Here is an 18438-nt window from a genome sequence, read left to right on the forward strand (position 1 = left end):
TCATAGGAGATTACAAGTATGAATAATCTAAACCAAATTCAAAACGACATTCAAACTCTGCCACCAGAAGCGCAAGACTTACTCATTGACTTCATTCAACTTCTCAAAAAACGTTATCCAGAAACCAAGACCGAAAAAACAGATGTATCCCTAGAAAGCAGATCGTTTTTAGAAGATGCCCATGAATTTATCGGATGCCTAGAAGGGGGACCCGGCGATTTAGCCACCAATAAAAAATACTTAGAAGGATTCGGCACAGAATGAAACCAACAGTAATTATTGACACAGGGTTTCTGGTTGCTCTTTTAAACCGTAGCGAACAATACCATAGTTGGGTCAAAAATCAACTAAACAATATTTCTTCACCAATCATAACCTGCGAACCTGTGATAACTGAAACCTGCTTTTTGTTCAGAAAAATTTATGGTGCAGAAACAACCATTCTCAACTTGATTAACAGCCAAAAGCTCAAAATTCCGTTTAGACTCATCGATGAATTTTCGATGGTTCATCAATTAATGCAACGTTACCAGTCTGTTCCGATGTCTCTAGCAGATGCCTGTTTAGTGCGTATGGCAGAGATTGATCCGAATAGCCTTGTCTTGACCCTTGATAGTGACTTTAGAATCTATCGGAAAAATAAAAATGAAATCATCCCTTTAGTGATTCCTAACGAGCGATAATTATCACAAGTAGACAAAATATCGGTGTGTGGCTGCCTTAGCGGGTGATTTTTACTAACTGAATTGTTCCGTGAGAAAACCGGGTTGTTCTCCTTTTTTCTCAGTCTAAGAGGCAAGCCCGATAGTAATATGTATTAGTCTTAATTGTTAAGGAGATATCGTAAACCATAAAAATGATTACCCAGTTACGCGCCAAATCTTTCAAATCCTGGCAGGATACTGGCTACATCAGAATCGCCCCATTGACTGGCTTTTTTGACACCAATAGTTCGGGAAAAACTTCCATCTTACAACTATTACTGATGCTGAAGCAAACTGTTGAAGCAGTCGATCGCCAACGGGTACTGGAAACGAGGGGGGCTTATGTTGAGTTGGGGACATTTTCGGACATCTTGCATAACCATCAAATTCCGGGAAAACTCTATATTTCTGTCGAGTGGAAGCTGCCCAATTTACTAGAAATTCCCGATTTAGAAAGGGAACCCGATCGCACATTATTTTCCATTGCTCCAAATCTGGATGGTCTTGATTTATCCGATCGCCAATTTGTCGCGGTGGCGATCGCACCATCAATCGCCCATATTAAATGCGGTAGATTCAGATTGGCGAGATTTTGGCGATCAATTAGCCACTCATGGAGTAAAAGTAGAATTTATTTGTCCAGATGTATTTTCTTAAAGCCCAATTTCATCATTCGTTGATGGTTAAAAAATGCGATCGCCCTTCTGTGTTGACCAGGGATTGACCTAATGGGGTTATTAATCTTAGCCCTAAATCTCCAGTGAGATATTATGGTATTGATCGCAATTGTTCAGACCAAATTGCTCAGACTAAATTGCTCAGAGAAAATGCGATCGCGAAACGTCGATGAATCTCTGCGGAAAAGCTGTAGGGTGGAGGAGAAAATCAAAGGGGAGATATCCTCACCCCTATAATTAGTTTACCAGAGGTGGTCTATGCTCAGAATATCCCAGGCAATATTTGTAAGTTTACATGAGTTTTGGTATAATTAAAAATCATGTTTTCTTCCCCGACTAAATATGAAAATTGCTACCTGGAATGTGAATTCAATTCGGACTCGACAAGACCAAGTTTTGAGCTGGTTACAAGGTCAGGATATTGATGTTTTGTGCCTACAGGAAACTAAGGTTATTGATCAAGATTTTCCGCGATCGCCTTTTGAAGAATTGGGCTATCATGTCTATATTTATGGTCAAAAAGCCTATAATGGGGTGGCAATTTTTAGTCGCCTAAATATCGAGTCTGTAATTATGGGATTTACTCCGATTTTGGGTGCTGACCAGGTGGGGGAATTGGACGACCAAAAACGGGTAATTGCTGGGGTGATTGATGATATCTGTATTGTCAATGTTTATATCCCGAATGGGTCGAGTGTGGGAAGTGATAAATATGAGTATAAGTTACAGTGGTTAAACCGATTAGGGGATTATCTACAACAGATGTTAATCAAATATCCTCATCTGTGTATTTGTGGTGATTTTAATATTGCGCCAGAAGATCGGGATATTTATAATCCTCAAAACCGGGAAAATCATATTATGGCATCGGCGGCGGAACGTCAAGCCTTAGATGCGATCGCTAATTTGGGTTTAGCAGACGGCTTTCGTAAGTTTACCCAAGACGGCGGACATTTTACCTGGTGGGACTACCGCGCCGCCTCATTTACCCGCAACCGAGGCTGGAGAATTGATCACCATTATCTAAGTCCTGGACTCTATCAAAATGCGATCGCTTGTTACATTGACACTGAACCCAGAACCCAACCAAAACCGAGTGATCATGCACCCGTTATTTTAGAAATCGGAACTTAGTTTTCGGGTAAGTTAAAGTTAACATCTTCGTAAATGGCGGCAATTTTTTCGGTAAAATCTAGGCTAACAATATGAAAAGTGGGGTCGTCTGTATCCTCAGATAAACTATAACTATTAAATAGCCAACTGTCATCCTGGCGGCGAAAAATCTCTAAGCGAGGATGACGGGTATTAATTAATATATATTCCTGTAGGCTATCAAGACTTTGATAGTCCATAAATTTATCACCCCGATCAAATGCTTCTGTGGAGTCGGACAATACCTCAATGATAAGTTGAGGAAATTGTTTATAGGTGGGTGTATCTCTATCACGCTGGTCACAGGTTACGAGAATATCGGGATAGTAAAAACGCTCAATTTTGGCTTTTTGAATACGGACTTTCATATCTGATATATACACCCGACAACTAGAGCCTCTGAGATGATTACGAAGTGCGATCGCCATATTTAAAGCGATCGTAACATGGGTATCAGTTGCACCCGCCATAGCGTAGACTTCCCCATCAATATATTCATGCTTGACAGAACTTTGGGCTTCTAGTTTTAGGTAATCATCTGGGGATAAATTGACAAAATTGGGTGTGGCAATCATATTTATATTTATTGATTATTAAAGTTAACATCTTCGTAAATGGCGGCAATTTGTTCGGTGAAATCCAGGCTAACAATCTGAAAAGTAGTGTCGTCTGTATCCTCAGATAAACTATAACTATTAAATAGCCAACTGTCATCCTGACGGCGAAAAATCTCTAAGCGAGGATGACGGGTATTAATTAATATATATTCCTGTAGGCTATCAAGACTTTGATAGTCCATAAATTTATCACCCCGATCAAAGGCTTCTGTGGAGTCGGACAATACCTCAATGATAAGTTGAGGAAATTGTTTATAGGTGGGTGTATCTCTATCACGCTGGTCACAGGTTACGAGAATATCGGGATAGTAAAAACGCTCACTTTTGGCTTTTTGAATACGGACTTTCATATCTGATATATACACCCGACAACTAGAACCTCTGACCTGGGCGCGAAGTAGGGCAAATATATTTCCAGCAATAGTAACATGGGTATCAGTTGCACCCGCCATAGCGTAGACTTCCCCATCAATATATTCATGCTTGACAGAACTTTGCTCCTCTAGTTTTAGGTAATCATCTGGGGATACATTGGCAAAATTGGGTGTGGCAATCATCGGTTAAGTCTCCCATGCTAATTAAGATTATATCAGAGTTCAAATAAAGCCACATATTAAATTAATAAAATTTTACAATTATCTAAAGTTTACCTAATAGCCAATAGGTGGTCATATTGCCTTTCCCCTTAACATTAATTGTGCCTCTGGGTTTAAATTTATAACGATATTTTAGGCGTTCATAGGTGATATCTGTAACTTGAATAGAGCCAGGTTTTCCTGATGATTCCATGCGGGAAGCAATGTTAACGGCATTTCCCCATAAATCATAGGAGAATTTTTTAATGCCAATTACTCCGGCTACTACGGATCCAGTATTAATACCAATCCTAATTTGAAAATGTTCGCAACCTGAAATATTACCCAAGATTTTACAAGTCTTAAAGTCATCCATAATTTGCTGCATTTCTAAAGCCATATCAGCGATCGCTTCTGCATGGTCATCCCGGGGAATTGGTAAGCCTCCCACTACCATATAAGCGTCACCAATAGTCTTGATTTTTTCTAAACTATACTTGTCGGCTAATTCATCAAATCGGGAAAACATCTGATTTAGCAATTCCACCAACTGAATGGGAGGAATGCGAGCAGATAAAGGAGTGAAGCCGACAATATCTGCAAATAAAATGGTCACATTTTCCATAGAGCAAGCAATGGTTTTTTGTTCATTCTTGAGTTGATCAGCAATAGCTTTTGGCAAGATATTTAATAATAGTTTTTCGGATTTATCTTTTTCATATCGGAGTTCAAACGTCCGCTCCTCTACCCGTTTTTCTAAGGCGGAAAAAGCATCTTGAACCTGTTGAGTCATCATGTTAAAAGACTTGGCTAAAATCCTGAGTTCTTTGATACCATTAGCATGAACTTTTTGCTGTAATTTGCCTTGAGCGATCGCCTGACTTGCGTCACTCAAATTGGAGATAGGAAGACTAATCCATCTAGCTATCATAATGCTAAAAATTGTAGGAAAGATTAAAGCCAAAATACACAGTAAAATTGTAGTGCGTTTGCTGGCATTAATAGTAGCCATAAAATCATCTTCGGGAACTACTAACACAATTAACCAGTCTAAGCCATGACCATCACTAAATGGTAAGATTTGCACGAATTGCCGTTCGCGTTTGATTTTAAAATCGAATTGTTTGGGTTGAGTGATTGTGTGCAAGTTTAAATTTTTATTGGTTAAATATTTGGCGGTTTCTCGGACTAATAGATTTTCACTTTCTGTAGCTTGACGAATTTGGATCTGATCGCCAATTTTCCGGGTCATACTATCATCAGTAGAACTGGAAACTAATAAACCAGAACGCTCGATAATAAAGGCTTCTCCGGTTTTCCCAATTCCTAAATTTTGCAAAAATTGCCGGAGTTCTTCAGATAATAAAATATCAGTTCCGCACACGCCAATAAAACGATTTCCCCAACCATCATAAGTAGATAAACTGGCGGTAATGGTGGGTAATTGTGTGGTAAAATCTAAATAAATATCACTCCATACGGACTTTCCTGTGGCTTGTGCGGCTCGATACCAGGGACGTTGACGAGGCTCATAGGGTCCAGCATCCCTAAGAAAATAAAGGCGATCGCCACGGACATCAATACCGTATAAGTGCATATTTCCATTGGTTTGATTATTCCTAATCATTAACTCAAAAAATGACCCGTCATCACTCCAACTCACACCGATAAAATTTCCGGTTTCTTCTTCGGCACAATAAACGGCATTAAGATAAGGTGAGTTTTTAATGTGCTGCAAAAAAACATTAATTCTTTCCCCACTATAAAAATCAATTTGACCCTGGGAAAAGCTATCGGTATTTAACTTATTGATTTGATGAGGTATTCTAATATATGCTTGTAATTGCTGGTCAATGCGAGCAGTTAATTCCTGGCGCAGTTGAAATGCTAAATCTCGCACGGCTGCTTCGCCATTGCGAAAAGAAAAATAACCGACCAAACCGACAGTTAATGCTACTTGTAGCAAAAACGGTACTACTAAAATAGTGCGGAGTGAAATGTTACTGAATATCCGCTTGAGTTGTCTCTGAAAACGGCGAAGATAGAAAGCCAACATGGAATTAACTACCTGACAACTTTTAGTTTCAACTGTCGTCAGTATACCTTGAAAACTGCGGTAACTGCTAAAATGGCTTTTGGATAGTGTCTGGTCATCGGGTAATTATGCTATCGTATAACTTGTTGGTATCAATACCCAGAATCATATAAGATTAATTTAGTGACCATTGGGATGTATTCCTACGACTTTAGTTAGAAGTTGTATAACCCCATGGTATTATGGTTTTTGGCTAGACATTAGCCAACTCTCGTGACCAGTTTACTATCAACCATAAAAATCAATCATTAGGAGATTAATAAAATGCGAATTTTAATCATGGGTGGCACTAGGTTTATCGGGGTTTATCTGACCAAAATTTTAGTCAGCCAGGGTCATGAAGTGGTATTATTTAATCGGGGAAATAAACCCAGTCCGGTAGACGGAATTAAACAAATTCATGGCGATCGCACTGATGCTAACCAATTAAAAGAAAAGCTATCCGGTGAAACCTTTGATGTCATTTTTGATAATAATGGTCGCCAATTAAGTGATACCCAACCCCTAGCCGATTTATTTAATGGTCAGGTGAAACATTTTGTTTATATGAGTTCAGCCGGAGTCTATCTCAAGTCTGATCAAATGCCTCATATTGAGGGAGATCCCACCGACCCCAAAAGTCGCCATTTAGGGAAATATGAAACGGAAACCTACTTGCAAAAAGTGGGTATTCCTTGGACATCAATCCGACCAACTTACATCTACGGACCACAAAATTATAACCCTTTAGAGTCCTGGTTTTTCGATCGCATTGTTGCTAAACGTCCCATTCCTATTCCTGGTAATGGAATGCACATCACCCAATTAGGTCATGTGGAAGACTTAGCTAATGCCATGGTAGCAGTATTAGGAAATCAAACGGCTATTGGTCAAGTGTATAATATCTCAGGCGATCGCTTTGTCACCTTTGATGGGTTAGCCAAAGCCTGTGCGATCGCTGCGGGTGAGTCCCCAGATGACCTGCAATTAATTCATTATGACCCCAAAAACTTTGATTTCGGGAAACGCAAAGCATTTCCCCTGCGAGTTCAGCATTTCTTCGCCGATGTTCACAAAGCCATAAATCAACTAAATTGGCAACCCAAATATGATCTAATTTCCGGATTAAAAGATTCCTGCCAAAACGATTATCTAGCTAATAGCAATCCCGGAAAGGTAGACTTTTCTACGGACGATGAAATCATCAAAGCCGCCGGGTAAATCCCATCAAAAAGGGGTAGTTATTAATTAATTACCCCCCAATTGTTTAATTATACCATTACATCGAATAATCGAACATGACCAACTTAGCAGGTAAAGTAGCCTTAGTTACAGGTGCATCCAGAGGATTAGGTAAAGGAATTGCCATTGGTTTAGGAGAAGCTGGCGCTACTGTTTATATCACAGGTCGCAGCCTATCGCAAGCCAATGATGCTGTAGGAGGCAGTTTAGAAGAGACTCGGTTAGAGGTCGAAAAAGCCGGGGGTAAATGTATCGCGATTGCGGTTGATCACGGTGATGATCAACAAGTGGAATTACTTTTTAATCGCATTGATCAGGAACAACAGGGACAACTTGATTTATTGGTAAATAACGCATATAAGGGAGTGCGAACTTTAACAGAAATGCAGGGTAAACCCTTTTGGGAAAGCGAACCGCAAGTTTGGGATGAAGTTAATAATGTAGGCTTACGCAGTCATTATGTGGCGGCTGTTTTAGCAGCTAGAATGATGGTTAAACGTCGTCAAGGTTTAATCTGTACTATTTCATCTTGGGGGGGATTTTCCTATCTTTTTAGTGCCGTTTATGGGATTGGAAAATCTGCATGCGATCGCTTGGCGGCGGATTTTGCGACTGAACTCCAACCCTATAATGTCGCTTCCGTTGCTGTTTGGCCAGGAATTGTTAACACAGAACATATGTCTAGGGTCGCCACGGAAATAGAAGCCTCCAATGTCGCCACAGATGATCCAGCAATCCGATCGCTTGTTGACCGCTATAATTGGGAAACACCTCTCTTAACCGGGAGAGTTATTGCAGCCTTAGCAGCCGATCCGAATATTATGCATCGCAGTGGTCGCCTGCAAATTGTCGCCGAACGCGCTCAAGAGTATAATCTAGTAGATGAAAATGGTAATCGTCCAGTTTCTCTGCGATCGCTGCGTTTTATACTACCGATGAAATGGCCGCAACTCCAAAAATCCGCATCACTAATTCCTAATGTAAATATACCCTGGTCTGTGCTATTATCAACCATGCTAAAATCTCCGAAAATTTAACCATGACTAAATTAGAAAATGCCACAGTAGTTTTAACGGGTGCTACTGGCGGATTTGGTCAACAACTCACCCGCCAATTATTAGCAGCAGGTAGCCGTTTAATTTTAAGCGATCGCCATCAACCCACTCTCCACCAACAAGCACAACTAATTCAACAGGAGATTAAAACCGGAGAAATCCTCGCCTGTTTCGAGGCTGATTTATCTAACCGTGAGGGATGCGAAATCTTATTTAATCAAGTCAAAAGCCTGGAAGTTCCCATCGATATTTTAATCAATAACGCCGGACTAGCCGTTTATGGTCGTCTGGACGAAACACCCCCGGAAAAATGGGAAACCCTCATGGAAGTAAACCTACTTGCACCCATGCGTTTAAGCAGTCTATTTGTAGGGGATATGATTAGCCGTCGCCAAGGTCATATCGTCAATATTTCCTCCGTGGCTGGTTGGAGTGGGAAAGCTGGTTTAACCCACTATTGCGCCAGTAAATTTGGCTTACGAGGCTTTAGTGAGGGACTCTTGGATGAGGTAAAATCCTACAATGTCAAAGTCACCGCCGTCTACCCATTTTTTAGTCGCACCCCCATTTTAGACGCTGAAAAATATGGAACCCTAGCCACTAACTATCAAGGTTTACCAGAGGCTTGGTTAACCGACCCTAAACAGGTCATGAAAGCGACTTTGCGAGGTATTCAATCCAATCAACTCCATGTATTCCCAGACTCCCCGGCAAATTTAATTCATTTACTCAAACGCTACACCCCTTTTTTGTTAGATAAAATCTCGTTTTGGGCTGATAAAAAACTTGTAAAAAATCCTAAAGTATGACTGTTAAAATCTTAGAAAATAACCCTAAAACTGCCGATAAATATCTAATCATCGGAGCCGGATTTGTAGGATTAGGTATTGCTGAAGGTTTAAAAACCGCTAAAATTCCCTATGATCAAGTAGATGCCAGTGATAATATTGGTGGTAATTGGTATCATGGTGTCTATGAAACTGCCCATATTATTTCCTCGAAGAAAATCACCCAATTCACTCATTTTCCGATGCCGAATGATTATCCTGATTTTCCTAGTGCCAAACAAATGTGGGACTACTTAAACCATTTTGCTGATGCTTTTAATCTGCGCCCCAACATTGAACTAAAACGCACCGTTACCCTAGTTAATCCTATTGCCAAAAATCTCTGGTTAGTCAGCTTTGATAATGGAGAAAAGCGAATTTATAAAGGGGTGATTATATGTAATGGTCATCATTGGTGCAAACGATTTCCCGAATTTACCGGAACTTTTAACGGTGAAATCATCCATTCTAAAGACTACAAAACCCCCGACCAACTCCGAGGTAAACGAGTCTTAATAATTGGTGGTGGTAACTCCGCCTGCGACCTAGCTGCGGAAGCCGCCAGAGTCGGCAAAAAATCGGTGTTAAGCCTGCGGGAGTCTGTGTGGTTTATTCCCAAAACCTTTGCTGGTGTTCCCCTATCGGATTTAATTCGTTGGTGGATGCCTGAAGCCTTGCAAAGATTAATGTCTTATGGTATCATTAAGCTAACTTTTGGCAGCCATGAAAACTATGGTTTACCCAAACCGAAATATCGGATTTTCGATAAACACCCAACCTTAAATAATGAAGTCCCCTACTATATAAAACACGGCAAAATCACCCCCAAACCCGCCGTCGATAAATTAGACGGTTGGGATGTAGAATTTAGCGATCGCACTCGAGAAACCTTTGATTTAATAGTGTGTGGCACAGGCTATCATGTTTCCTATCCCTTTCTCCCTCCCGAATTACAAAGAGTCAAGGGGGCGACTGTGCAGTGTTATGGGGGGGCTTTTTTAGATGATTATAAAGGGCTATATTATATCGGATGGGGTCAAGCGCGAGGCGGTGTAGGTTCGTTGATTTCTGCTTATGTGCCCTTATTTACCCGATGTTTAAAACTACAAGAGGAAATCAAGATTCCCTTGGGTTTAGTCTTAAAGGAAATCGGACAGACTTTGCCGACCACTCACCTATCTGATCCACACAAAGTTTTGAGGCAAATTCAACTATTTAACCTCTTGTTTAATTGGTTCACCAAAAAAGCCCACCAAATTGATCAACGTTATCCTAATTTTGAAAATCCCTTTCAAGCCTAGAAGCACCCATCAACGGGTCAGAGCAAATTTCTTAACCCCAGGGCCTCCTACAGGGCTATAACTGGTCCTATGGATGTAATTAGCCAACTGTATCAACAAGCCAGGCTACAATCAAAGTATCTACCTTAGTTTTGAGTTGGATCAACAGATTATGGGCTGATTAGACTTACTCCAGGGAGTCTTGGGACAACTGAAAGGCGACTCAGGGATCCAACTGGGGTCAATGTGAGGCGATCGCTATTGTTTGGGGGAATTAGGGTAATTACCCTGAAAGCAACAGGATTGTATGTTAGTACGGGAAGTGATGGTCAGTATTACTTTGAACCAGTGGCTGGCGAGGGAGAAACAGCAGAACTGACTTGGCACAATACCCATGGCACTCAAATGGCTGTTGAATGGGCAATTTCGGGGGTCCCGCCCACTCTGTATCAATTGCTGTTCCTATCCCTCCCCACCCACAAGGGGATGGGGTTTCTCGGAGAAAGATTATGAAATTGCACAAGAAGACATTGCTCATTATTGGCGCAGCACTAATTAGCCTAATTGTGGTGTTGTATACAACAGCATCCTGTATCCTGATTCAGAATTTCCGTAATCTGGAGATTGAGTCGGTGCATCAGGATGTAGTCCGGGTAATTAAAGCCTTAGAGGATGACCTGGCTAATTTAGATACGATCGCTCAAGATCAAGCCAAATGGGATGATACCTATGCCTTTATCAATCAACAAAATAGCCGATATGTGCGATCTAACCTAGTTAACACTATGTTTATGGATCTGAGGCTAAATTTATTCATTCTGGTAGATAGCCAAGGTCAAATCGTCTTCAGCAAAGGTTTCGACATCAACAGCCAAACAGAAACCCCTATTCCCGCCAGTCTCGCGCCCCACCTAAAATCCGTCAGTCTGTCATTTTCCAACCCCTCCCCGTCCTGTTTTGAGAAAGAAGAGGAAATCCCCTGTCCCACAATAGGGATAGTCATGTTACCAGAAGGGCCATTACTGCTATCGGCCCGTCCCATCCTTACCAGTATTGCCCAGGGACCAAGCCGGGGAACCCTAGTAGTAGGTCGCTATCTTGATCATAACGAAATAGATCGCCTGACTCAAATTACCCAACTTTCCGTAGAAATCAACCCTTGGACTCCCCTCAACCCCCAACAAACCCAACAAATCATCAATGCGGAAGACCCCATCAGAGTTCAACCCCTAGACACTTCGACTATCCTGGGGTCTATTCCCCTCCTAGATATTTATAATCGACCGATTCTCAACCTGGAAATCCAAAGCGATCGCCCCATTTTCCGCCAAGGTCGCACCAGCCTAATTTATCTCACATTTTCCCTATTTCTGATCGGCATAATTTTAAGTGCAATTACCATACTGGTATTTGAGAAACTGATTTTAGCCAGACTGTTAGACCTCACCCACAAAATTAATCAAATCGGCAAAAGTCGCGACCCATCCCTACGGCTGACAGTACCTCCAGGGGAAGATGAACTCACCGGGTTAGGACAAACCATTAATCAAATGTTAGAAGCCTTAGAACAAGCCAATATTCAAAGCCAGGATAGTGAAGAAAGATATCGGCTAATGGCGGAATATTCCACCGATTTAATTACTCGTCACTCTCGCCGAGGTTTGATCCGCTACGCCTCCCCCGCCAGTTCGTTGCTATTAGGATATGAGCCGGAAAGTTTAATTGGTCAACACCCCAGTAAATTTTTTCACCCAGATGACATTAACACACTCAGCAAGACATTAGAAATTGTTTTAACTCAAAAAGTATCCTATACTCTAACCTATCGTATCCGCCACAAAAACGGCGAATATATTTGGTTTGAAACCACCAGTCGCGCCATTTATCATCCCGAGACCGGGAGAGTGCAAGAAATTCTGGGTGTATCCAGAGATATTAGCGATCGCAAACAGCGGGAACAGGAACTACAAGACAGCGAAGCCTCGATTAGGAGTCTTTATCAAATCACCTCATCTCGTCATTTAGACTGGCAAGAACAACTCCAGCAAATTCTCAAGTTAGGCTGTGATAAATTTCACTTAGAAGTCGGTATAATTAACCAGATATTGAACCTAGACACCCCCCAGCCTTCCACCCATATTATGGCAGCAATTGACCCTAATAATATCTTGTCATTTGGGGATAATTTTGATTTAAAAAATCCGTTTATTTTGGCGACAGTAAATGCTGAAAAACCCTTGATTTTTGAATCGGTGTTAGTCTCCGGATTGCCCTATTATGCCGACGATAACGGCTGGAAAATTGAGGCATATATGGCTATTCCTATTAAAGTATATAGCCAGGTTTACGGAACCCTTTGTTTTTGGAGTCAATACCCCTTACATGAGCCTTTTAGAGCCGTTGACCAAGAACTATTAAAACTAATGGCGCAGTGGATAGGTAGTGAAATCGAACGACAGCAAACCGCCCAAGAATTGAGTAAAGCCAGGGATGATGCCCTCGCCGCCACTCGTGCCAAAAGTGAATTTTTAGCCACCATGAGCCACGAAATTCGGACTCCCATGAATGCAGTAATTGGCATGACGGGATTGTTATTAGATACTCCTTTAAGTCTAGTTCAACAGGATTTTGTGGAAACCATTCGCAGCAGTAGTGATGCCCTACTTTCTTTAATTAATGATATCCTAGATTTCTCCAAAATAGAATCAGGGAAACTAGACCTAGAAACCTTCCCCTTTAGTTTACGAACTTGTATTGAAGAATCCCTAGACTTATTGGCGACCAAAGCCGCGAGTAAACCCCTAGAATTAGGATATTTAATTGATGCTTCTACCCCTAACGAAGTGGTGGGGGATATGGCAAGAGTTAGGCAAATTTTAGTGAATTTACTCAGCAATGCCGTTAAGTTTACCGCCCGGGGTGAAGTGTTGGTATCAGTGTCAGCAAAACCACTGTTTTCGGATTTAGAATTGGCTGCACAATCTATGTATTCTACCCACTATCAAATTGAGGTAGCAGTGTCCGATACAGGTATTGGTATTCCAGTCGATCGCATGAATCGTTTATTTAAGTCCTTTAGTCAGGTTGATGCTTCCACGAATCGACAATATGGCGGGACAGGATTAGGTCTAGTTATTAGTCAGCGACTGGCGGAAATGATGGGGGGTAAAATGTGGGTAGTCAGTGGTGATGCGATCGGTGGTCATCCCCCAGAAAATTGGCAGATAAATAAAGATACTCCCACACAGGGATCTACATTCTATTTTTCCATAGTAGTTCAGAGTAGCCAGAATTTATTACCACAGTGGAATCATACTGAAGAATTAGCCGAAAAACGACTATTAATTATTGACTCTCACCCCACCACTCGCAAAATTTTGACCAAGCAAGTTCAATGCTGGGGTTTAGTGGTAGAAGATACCGACAGCCCCACAGAAGCGATCGCCTGGTTAAAAGAAGGTCAAACCTTCGATATCGCCATTGTGGAAATGGAAATCGCCAATTTAGACGGGTTCAATTTTGCCGCCAAAGTCCGACAGACTTCAGCCGGGGTTGACCTCCCCTTAGTCATGTTAATTTCCGTCGGTCAACAAAATTTTAACCCCACCGATCATCGAGATTTTGTCGCCTTTCTGAATAAACCCATTAAACAATCACCCCTATACAATATTCTGATTAACGTCCTGTGTGGGGAACCTCTACAGATTAAAAATTGGAGTCGCAGCCAAATGCGATCGCCCCAAGATATTCCCCTGTTAGCAGAAAAACTCCCCCTGCGGATTTTATTAGCCGAGGATCACCTAGTTAACCAAAAAGTCGCCCTACAAATCCTGCAAAGAATGGGATATAGGGCTGATGTCGCTGGGAATGGTTTAGAAGTTCTCGAAGCCCTAGAAAGACAGCCCTATGATGTCATTTTAATGGATATGCAGATGCCCATTATGGATGGCTTAGAAGCAGCCCGACAGATTCAAAAACGCTATGATAACCAAGAAAAACCCTACTCCCCACGCCCGCGCATTATCGCCGTTACAGCCAATGCTATGGAAAGCGATCGCGCTGAATGTATAGCAGCCGGAATGGATGACTATATCAGTAAACCTATCCGTATGGAACAATTAGTTAAAGTTCTCCGTAACTGTCGCCCCATCACCTGCGATGTCATTGTACCTTCAACATATTTAAATACCACTGATGATAGCAAATCTTCCCCCATTCTTGACCCCACTGTTTTACAAGGACTGCGAGAGATAGAAGCCTTGGAAGAAGTCGCCGAAATGTACATCGAAAGCGCCCCGGAACTTCTGAACACTATTCAAATAGCCCTCCAACAAAATGATCCCACAGCCCTAAAACAGGCGGCCCATTCCCTGAAATCCATCAGTGGGACTTTAGGCGCTTTTGGTTTATCCGAATTATGTCTGCAATTAGAAATCATGGGCCGTCAAGGAGTAGATGCAGGTGTCCCCATTCCTCAACCATCGGCTGAATCAGTTTATACTCAGATTCAAGCCGAGTTAGAAAGAGTCAAAGAAGCCCTGACCAATGAAGCGAGCGCAAATTTGACCATTTAACCGGCTTTTTTGCCACTGCGTTTGTTCATTAAGCCACTCCAGGCGATAGTCAGATAGCAACTAGCCAGCAGTAAACTACCTAAGCCGACTCGGAGATTAGATTTGAAAGTCCCCAGTTGCGATCGCTTTTCTGCCTCTCGCCGACGGTTTTCAATTTCCTTTTTCAGTTCCTGGCCAATGGCATCGCTTTGGACTCCCAACGCTTCCGGGTTTTCCTGAAATTCTTGCAGGCGCGCTAATTGTGCTTCCGTAAGCTGTTGTTCTTGGATATAATCTTCTAAGCGCTGCTGATTGCCTAAGATAGCTAACATTTGGGTTTGTTGTTCTTGTAGGCGTTCGTCTAGCTGCATTTGGGCCGTCGCTGCATCCTGATTAATTTTCTCAATCGTTTCATTACTGGCTGCTATAGTAGTGCTAACGTGCAGGGGAATCAGCACTAAATACATCACCCCCAGAATGCCAGAAATCACATAAACCCAAAATTTGAGACTGTTAAACCCCTGTTTAGGCTTTTCTGGTGATAGACCAGCTACCTCCTGTAACCCGTATGCACAAAACATTAAGGCGATCGCCAACACTGGAATCACCCCTTGTTCTACCATCTGAGTAGTAAAATTCAGTTGCCACCTGAGATCCCCAAAATTCGGTGGCACAAACAGCAAAATATAGTTAATTAGGGCAAAAAAGAATAAAATTACCCCCGCCAGCCTCAAAAATCCAGCAGCCTGGGACGGGATTTGATTTGGAGTTGTTCCTTTCATAACACATCAAGTTCCGTATTTTTACTGAGACTGATACATTTACGCGACATTTATCCGGCTATTGCCGGACAATGCGACGATAGCACTATTACCCGTTAAGGTAACAGAGGCGGTATCCCGCAAAGCTTTTAGAAAGATTCCCAAAGCACCGTTCCAGTCCCTGGGTAGAGTGAACCCACACTCCGGACATCGGAACACTTTTGAGCCACCTAGCTGGGAATGCACATGACCACAGTGAGTACAGGTTTTGCTGGTGTATTCTTCCGTCACATCTACAACTGTGGTTCCAGTTATTTCCCCTTGATGTCTCAGGGTTAGTTTGAATCGATAATGCGCCCATGTCAGCATGGCGCGGGCAGTCTTAGACCTGATTAGACGCTTCACCTGACTGGCCATATCGGAAGTCTCGAAGGTGGGCAAAAAAATTAGGCTGTAGTTGTGAGTCAAGTAGTGAGCAATTTGTTTGTGGGCTTCATCAACTAGATTGCGGATTTTGGTTCTCATTCGTTGAGCCGCTTGCCTCATCCGTCGCCTCCTTGAACGACAGGGTTCCTTGGCGATTCGGCTCATCAAATCATCCAAATGTTGACATAGCCTAGTAATGCGTCCAATATCCCCGGAGCCCAATTCCAGAAATCGTGAACCATCAAACCCGGTCATAAAAGTTCGGACGCCCGGGTCTAATGCAATCACGCCAGTAGCGTCAGTCGGAGTGATGGCCACAGGTTCAGGAAACACCGCAAACCACCGCCCCTTGGCCAAGACTAATTGGGTCCCTTGAACACAAGTTTTAGGGATAGCTTCGGAAACCATGAAAGTTAATCCTTTCGTTAGTCTTGGATACCAACTCCCTGAAGAGAAATTAGTATTATTGAACTTAATCGCTTGAGAGCTGTCACGACAACTTCTAAACCTTGCATCAGGACTGGCGGTCAAAGCCTGATAGGCATCAAAGATGGCATTTTGCCGAATGTGGCAGGGTGTTTCTTTGACCCATTCGGGTAAGTCACTCTGCATCACTTCGTTGCGTAATTTCAGTTTGCTTAGTCGTTTACCACTCCTAGATAATGCAATTGCTTGGTTGTAGCAATACCGACAAGCGGCCAACCATTTGCGCCAGACTTTATTTAGCGCGGGGCTGGGGTAAATCCGGATCTTCTTTGACCTGAGTTTGGTATTTTCGCAACCCATAGAGTCGGGAACTGAAGCAGTGGAGGATGGCGAGGATGTCCTCAACCATTTCTCGTTCTGGGCTGAGACTTGTCTCGTTGAGAACCATGAGTGAGCACCTGTTTTGCTCACAGAGCCATCGAAACAAGTCAAATCCAAATCTGGCCAATCGGTCTTTGTGGGCAACGACAACCATGCGGACATCTCCTGACAAGACTTGTCCCAGTAAGGCCAGCATTTTCTTTCGCTTGAAGTTGAGCCCGCCTCCGATTTCTGAGACGACTTCTGCTTCGGGGTAGAGGTTGGACAGTGCGGCCACCTGTCGGTTGAGGTCGGACTGCTGGGCGCGGCTACTAACTCTGGCATAGATAACGACTTTGCGTTTGTCACTGCCTGATTTGGCAGTATATGACTCAACGTTGTATCGTCGTTGCCCAGCGGGGGTTCTGATGGTCTCGATTGAGCCATTTTCGTCCCATCTGCGGAGTGTTCTTTCATGGACTCCAAGGATTTGGGCCGCTTCCTTGGGTTTGACATATCTGGCAATAGGTTTATCCTCAACTATTCTCGCTTATTATACCGTATTGCCCTAAAATGTTAACCTAATTTGAGATTAAATCATGCTCTCTCATTCTATCCTTAGCCACCATTCCCCTGAACTCGCTATGATATTACCTCAAAACCACCGTCTCGCCACCATTTTTCCGCTCAATATTGATTGGCTGCTTCCTCTTTATCCCCAAAAACCTAGCCACTTTGTCCGTGAAAATACCGACTTGACAGCAGATTTTAAGTAGACACTTACCCCCAACCACCTTTACATAATTTCCTCAGATTTTACAACATCTTTACATAACAAATATTGACATCAACACCTATCTTTAGCTATGCTGGAAGAAAGTTAAGCAACTTCAGCAACCCAGAATTGTCTTGATTTGTTGATGGATTCAGACCCCGGCTATTAACTGTTAAATTCCCTCACCAACTGATTCTAAATTCTAACTAACTATGAAAAAATTACTAACAACCATCGGCACCGTCTCTTTCTTGGTAGTAGGCTGGAGTGTGTCTCCCGCCGCCGCCTTTCTCCCTTGGGCAATGCCAGCACCAGAACCAGATGAGGAATTAATCTTTAATGGCGAAGTCCTCAATGAGGACCAAACGGATTTTGTCTATGATGTAGCAGATATCATAGGAATTACCACCGAAGATTTACTCGATGATCCTGGTCAAATGGATGGCTTGCACACTGGCAGTAAACAAGAAATCAACAGAGACGGCTGGGGTGTCTTCAGCAAAAACGGCTGTAGTGTGAATGCCGACTGCGCCTTAAAAGCCATTGGTTTAGGTCTCAGTCTCCAATGTATCGGTTCAGGTGACGATCCCCAAGCCTGGGCGAGATGTCTGCAACGCCGAAATGAGGATGCTTACTATGCAGCCCTTGACTGTACTTGGCAACAGTCCAGCCCAAGTCAACCCTGTAATTTCCTCGCCCACGGCGATACTGACAACACCTACGCCTGCAACGCCACTAACCCAGTAGCAGCATTGCGTCAGAATTCCGTAGAATTGCCCACCTTTTCCCAAAGCAGTCCATCGGAACGGGTATCCATTGATCTGCTTTCCCGGGGCTAAATTGACCTCTGTTAGCAATCCTAACTAAGACCACAAAAAACAAAACAACCAGGCGCACAGTACAAACCGTACTCTACGCCCCACAACACCTAGCC

Annotated in this window: 19 protein-coding genes; 13 read left to right on the forward strand and 6 right to left on the reverse strand. The window is 42.7% G+C overall.

Annotated features, from left to right (window positions below; translation table 11 throughout):
- Window positions 1-18: 18 nt before the first annotated feature.
- The 5 genes from NLZ44_RS04810 to xth all read left to right on the forward strand — a co-directional run bounded on the left by NLZ44_RS04810 (window position 19) and on the right by xth (window position 2515).
- A complete protein-coding gene (locus NLZ44_RS04810; protein ID WP_006624235.1) occupies window positions 19-264 on the forward strand; it encodes a hypothetical protein in 246 nt (81 codons plus the stop codon).
- Window positions 261-683 (forward strand): type II toxin-antitoxin system VapC family toxin, encoded by a 423-nt coding sequence (locus tag NLZ44_RS04815; RefSeq protein ID WP_006624233.1) that lies wholly within the window; start codon window positions 261-263, stop codon window positions 681-683. Before NLZ44_RS04810 ends, NLZ44_RS04815 begins: the two co-directional genes overlap by 4 nt.
- Before the next feature lie 173 nt (window positions 684-856).
- Complete coding sequence (locus NLZ44_RS04820) at window positions 857-1384, forward strand: AAA family ATPase (RefSeq protein ID WP_006624232.1); 528 nt, start codon at window positions 857-859, stop codon at window positions 1382-1384.
- Window positions 1385-1474: 90 nt separating this feature from the next.
- On the forward strand, window positions 1475-1618 hold the full coding sequence (locus NLZ44_RS04825) for a hypothetical protein (protein ID WP_493752014.1): 144 nt from the start codon (window positions 1475-1477) through the stop codon (window positions 1616-1618).
- Window positions 1619-1723: 105 nt separating this feature from the next.
- A complete protein-coding gene (gene xth, locus NLZ44_RS04830; RefSeq protein ID WP_006624231.1) occupies window positions 1724-2515 on the forward strand; it encodes an exodeoxyribonuclease III in 792 nt (263 codons plus the stop codon).
- On the opposite strand, the gene NLZ44_RS04835 is transcribed toward xth, so the two are convergent.
- The 3 genes from NLZ44_RS04835 to NLZ44_RS04845 form a co-directional block, all read right to left on the reverse strand.
- The gene (locus NLZ44_RS04835; RefSeq protein ID WP_493752015.1) at window positions 2512-3108 is read right to left on the reverse strand and encodes a Uma2 family endonuclease; all 597 of its coding nucleotides are present in this window, start codon (window positions 3106-3108) and stop codon (window positions 2512-2514) included. The two genes, xth and NLZ44_RS04835, sit on opposite strands and share 4 nt — an antisense overlap.
- 8 nt (window positions 3109-3116) lie before the next feature.
- Window positions 3117-3707, reverse strand: a complete 591-nt coding sequence (locus NLZ44_RS04840) for a Uma2 family endonuclease (protein WP_008052697.1) — start codon at window positions 3705-3707, stop codon at window positions 3117-3119.
- Between the two features lie 82 nt (window positions 3708-3789).
- A complete protein-coding gene (locus NLZ44_RS04845) occupies window positions 3790-5781 on the reverse strand; it encodes an adenylate/guanylate cyclase domain-containing protein (RefSeq protein ID WP_493752016.1) in 1992 nt (663 codons plus the stop codon).
- Between the two features lie 303 nt (window positions 5782-6084).
- Here NLZ44_RS04845 and NLZ44_RS04850 point away from each other — a divergent pair, with 303 nt between their 5' ends.
- The 6 genes from NLZ44_RS04850 to NLZ44_RS04875 all read left to right on the forward strand — a co-directional run bounded on the left by NLZ44_RS04850 (window position 6085) and on the right by NLZ44_RS04875 (window position 14777).
- Complete coding sequence (locus NLZ44_RS04850; RefSeq protein ID WP_493752017.1) at window positions 6085-7020, forward strand: NAD-dependent epimerase/dehydratase family protein; 936 nt, start codon at window positions 6085-6087, stop codon at window positions 7018-7020.
- A 77-nt stretch (window positions 7021-7097) separates the two neighbouring features.
- Window positions 7098-8078: an SDR family NAD(P)-dependent oxidoreductase gene (locus tag NLZ44_RS04855; protein WP_493752018.1), complete on the forward strand. Its 981-nt coding sequence runs from the start codon at window positions 7098-7100 to the stop codon at window positions 8076-8078.
- A 2-nt stretch (window positions 8079-8080) separates the two neighbouring features.
- Entirely contained in the window at window positions 8081-8905 is an 825-nt protein-coding gene (locus NLZ44_RS04860) for an SDR family NAD(P)-dependent oxidoreductase (protein WP_493752019.1), read from the forward strand.
- Window positions 8902-10224, forward strand: coding sequence for a flavin-containing monooxygenase (locus tag NLZ44_RS04865; RefSeq protein WP_493752020.1), 1323 nt, complete (start codon window positions 8902-8904; stop codon window positions 10222-10224). Before NLZ44_RS04860 ends, NLZ44_RS04865 begins: the two co-directional genes overlap by 4 nt.
- 225 nt (window positions 10225-10449) lie before the next feature.
- A complete protein-coding gene (locus tag NLZ44_RS04870; RefSeq protein WP_493752021.1) occupies window positions 10450-10716 on the forward strand; it encodes a hypothetical protein in 267 nt (88 codons plus the stop codon).
- A complete protein-coding gene (locus NLZ44_RS04875; RefSeq protein WP_493752022.1) occupies window positions 10713-14777 on the forward strand; it encodes a CHASE4 domain-containing protein in 4065 nt (1354 codons plus the stop codon). Before NLZ44_RS04870 ends, NLZ44_RS04875 begins: the two co-directional genes overlap by 4 nt.
- Here the strand turns inward: NLZ44_RS04875 and NLZ44_RS04880 are convergent.
- From NLZ44_RS04880 to NLZ44_RS04890, 3 genes are read right to left on the reverse strand one after another with little or no spacing between them, the layout of a single operon-like run.
- The gene (locus NLZ44_RS04880; RefSeq protein ID WP_493752023.1) at window positions 14774-15538 is read right to left on the reverse strand and encodes an HpsJ family protein; all 765 of its coding nucleotides are present in this window, start codon (window positions 15536-15538) and stop codon (window positions 14774-14776) included. The genes NLZ44_RS04875 and NLZ44_RS04880 overlap by 4 nt on opposite strands.
- Before the next feature lie 39 nt (window positions 15539-15577).
- The gene (locus tag NLZ44_RS04885; protein WP_493752024.1) at window positions 15578-16729 is read right to left on the reverse strand and encodes an RNA-guided endonuclease InsQ/TnpB family protein; all 1152 of its coding nucleotides are present in this window, start codon (window positions 16727-16729) and stop codon (window positions 15578-15580) included.
- On the reverse strand, window positions 16662-17255 hold the full coding sequence (locus NLZ44_RS04890; RefSeq protein WP_493752950.1) for an IS607 family transposase: 594 nt from the start codon (window positions 17253-17255) through the stop codon (window positions 16662-16664). Before NLZ44_RS04890 ends, NLZ44_RS04885 begins: the two co-directional genes overlap by 68 nt.
- 73 nt (window positions 17256-17328) lie before the next feature.
- Between NLZ44_RS04890 and NLZ44_RS04895 the strand changes: the two genes are divergently transcribed.
- Together NLZ44_RS04895 and NLZ44_RS04900 are read left to right on the forward strand one after the other, a co-directional pair.
- On the forward strand, window positions 17329-17505 hold the full coding sequence (locus tag NLZ44_RS04895; RefSeq protein ID WP_493752025.1) for a hypothetical protein: 177 nt from the start codon (window positions 17329-17331) through the stop codon (window positions 17503-17505).
- A 211-nt stretch (window positions 17506-17716) separates the two neighbouring features.
- The gene (locus NLZ44_RS04900; protein WP_493752026.1) at window positions 17717-18343 is read left to right on the forward strand and encodes a hypothetical protein; all 627 of its coding nucleotides are present in this window, start codon (window positions 17717-17719) and stop codon (window positions 18341-18343) included.
- The last annotated feature ends 95 nt before the right edge of the window (window positions 18344-18438 follow it).

It is taken from the genome of Arthrospira sp. PCC 9901, from assembly GCF_059013425.1.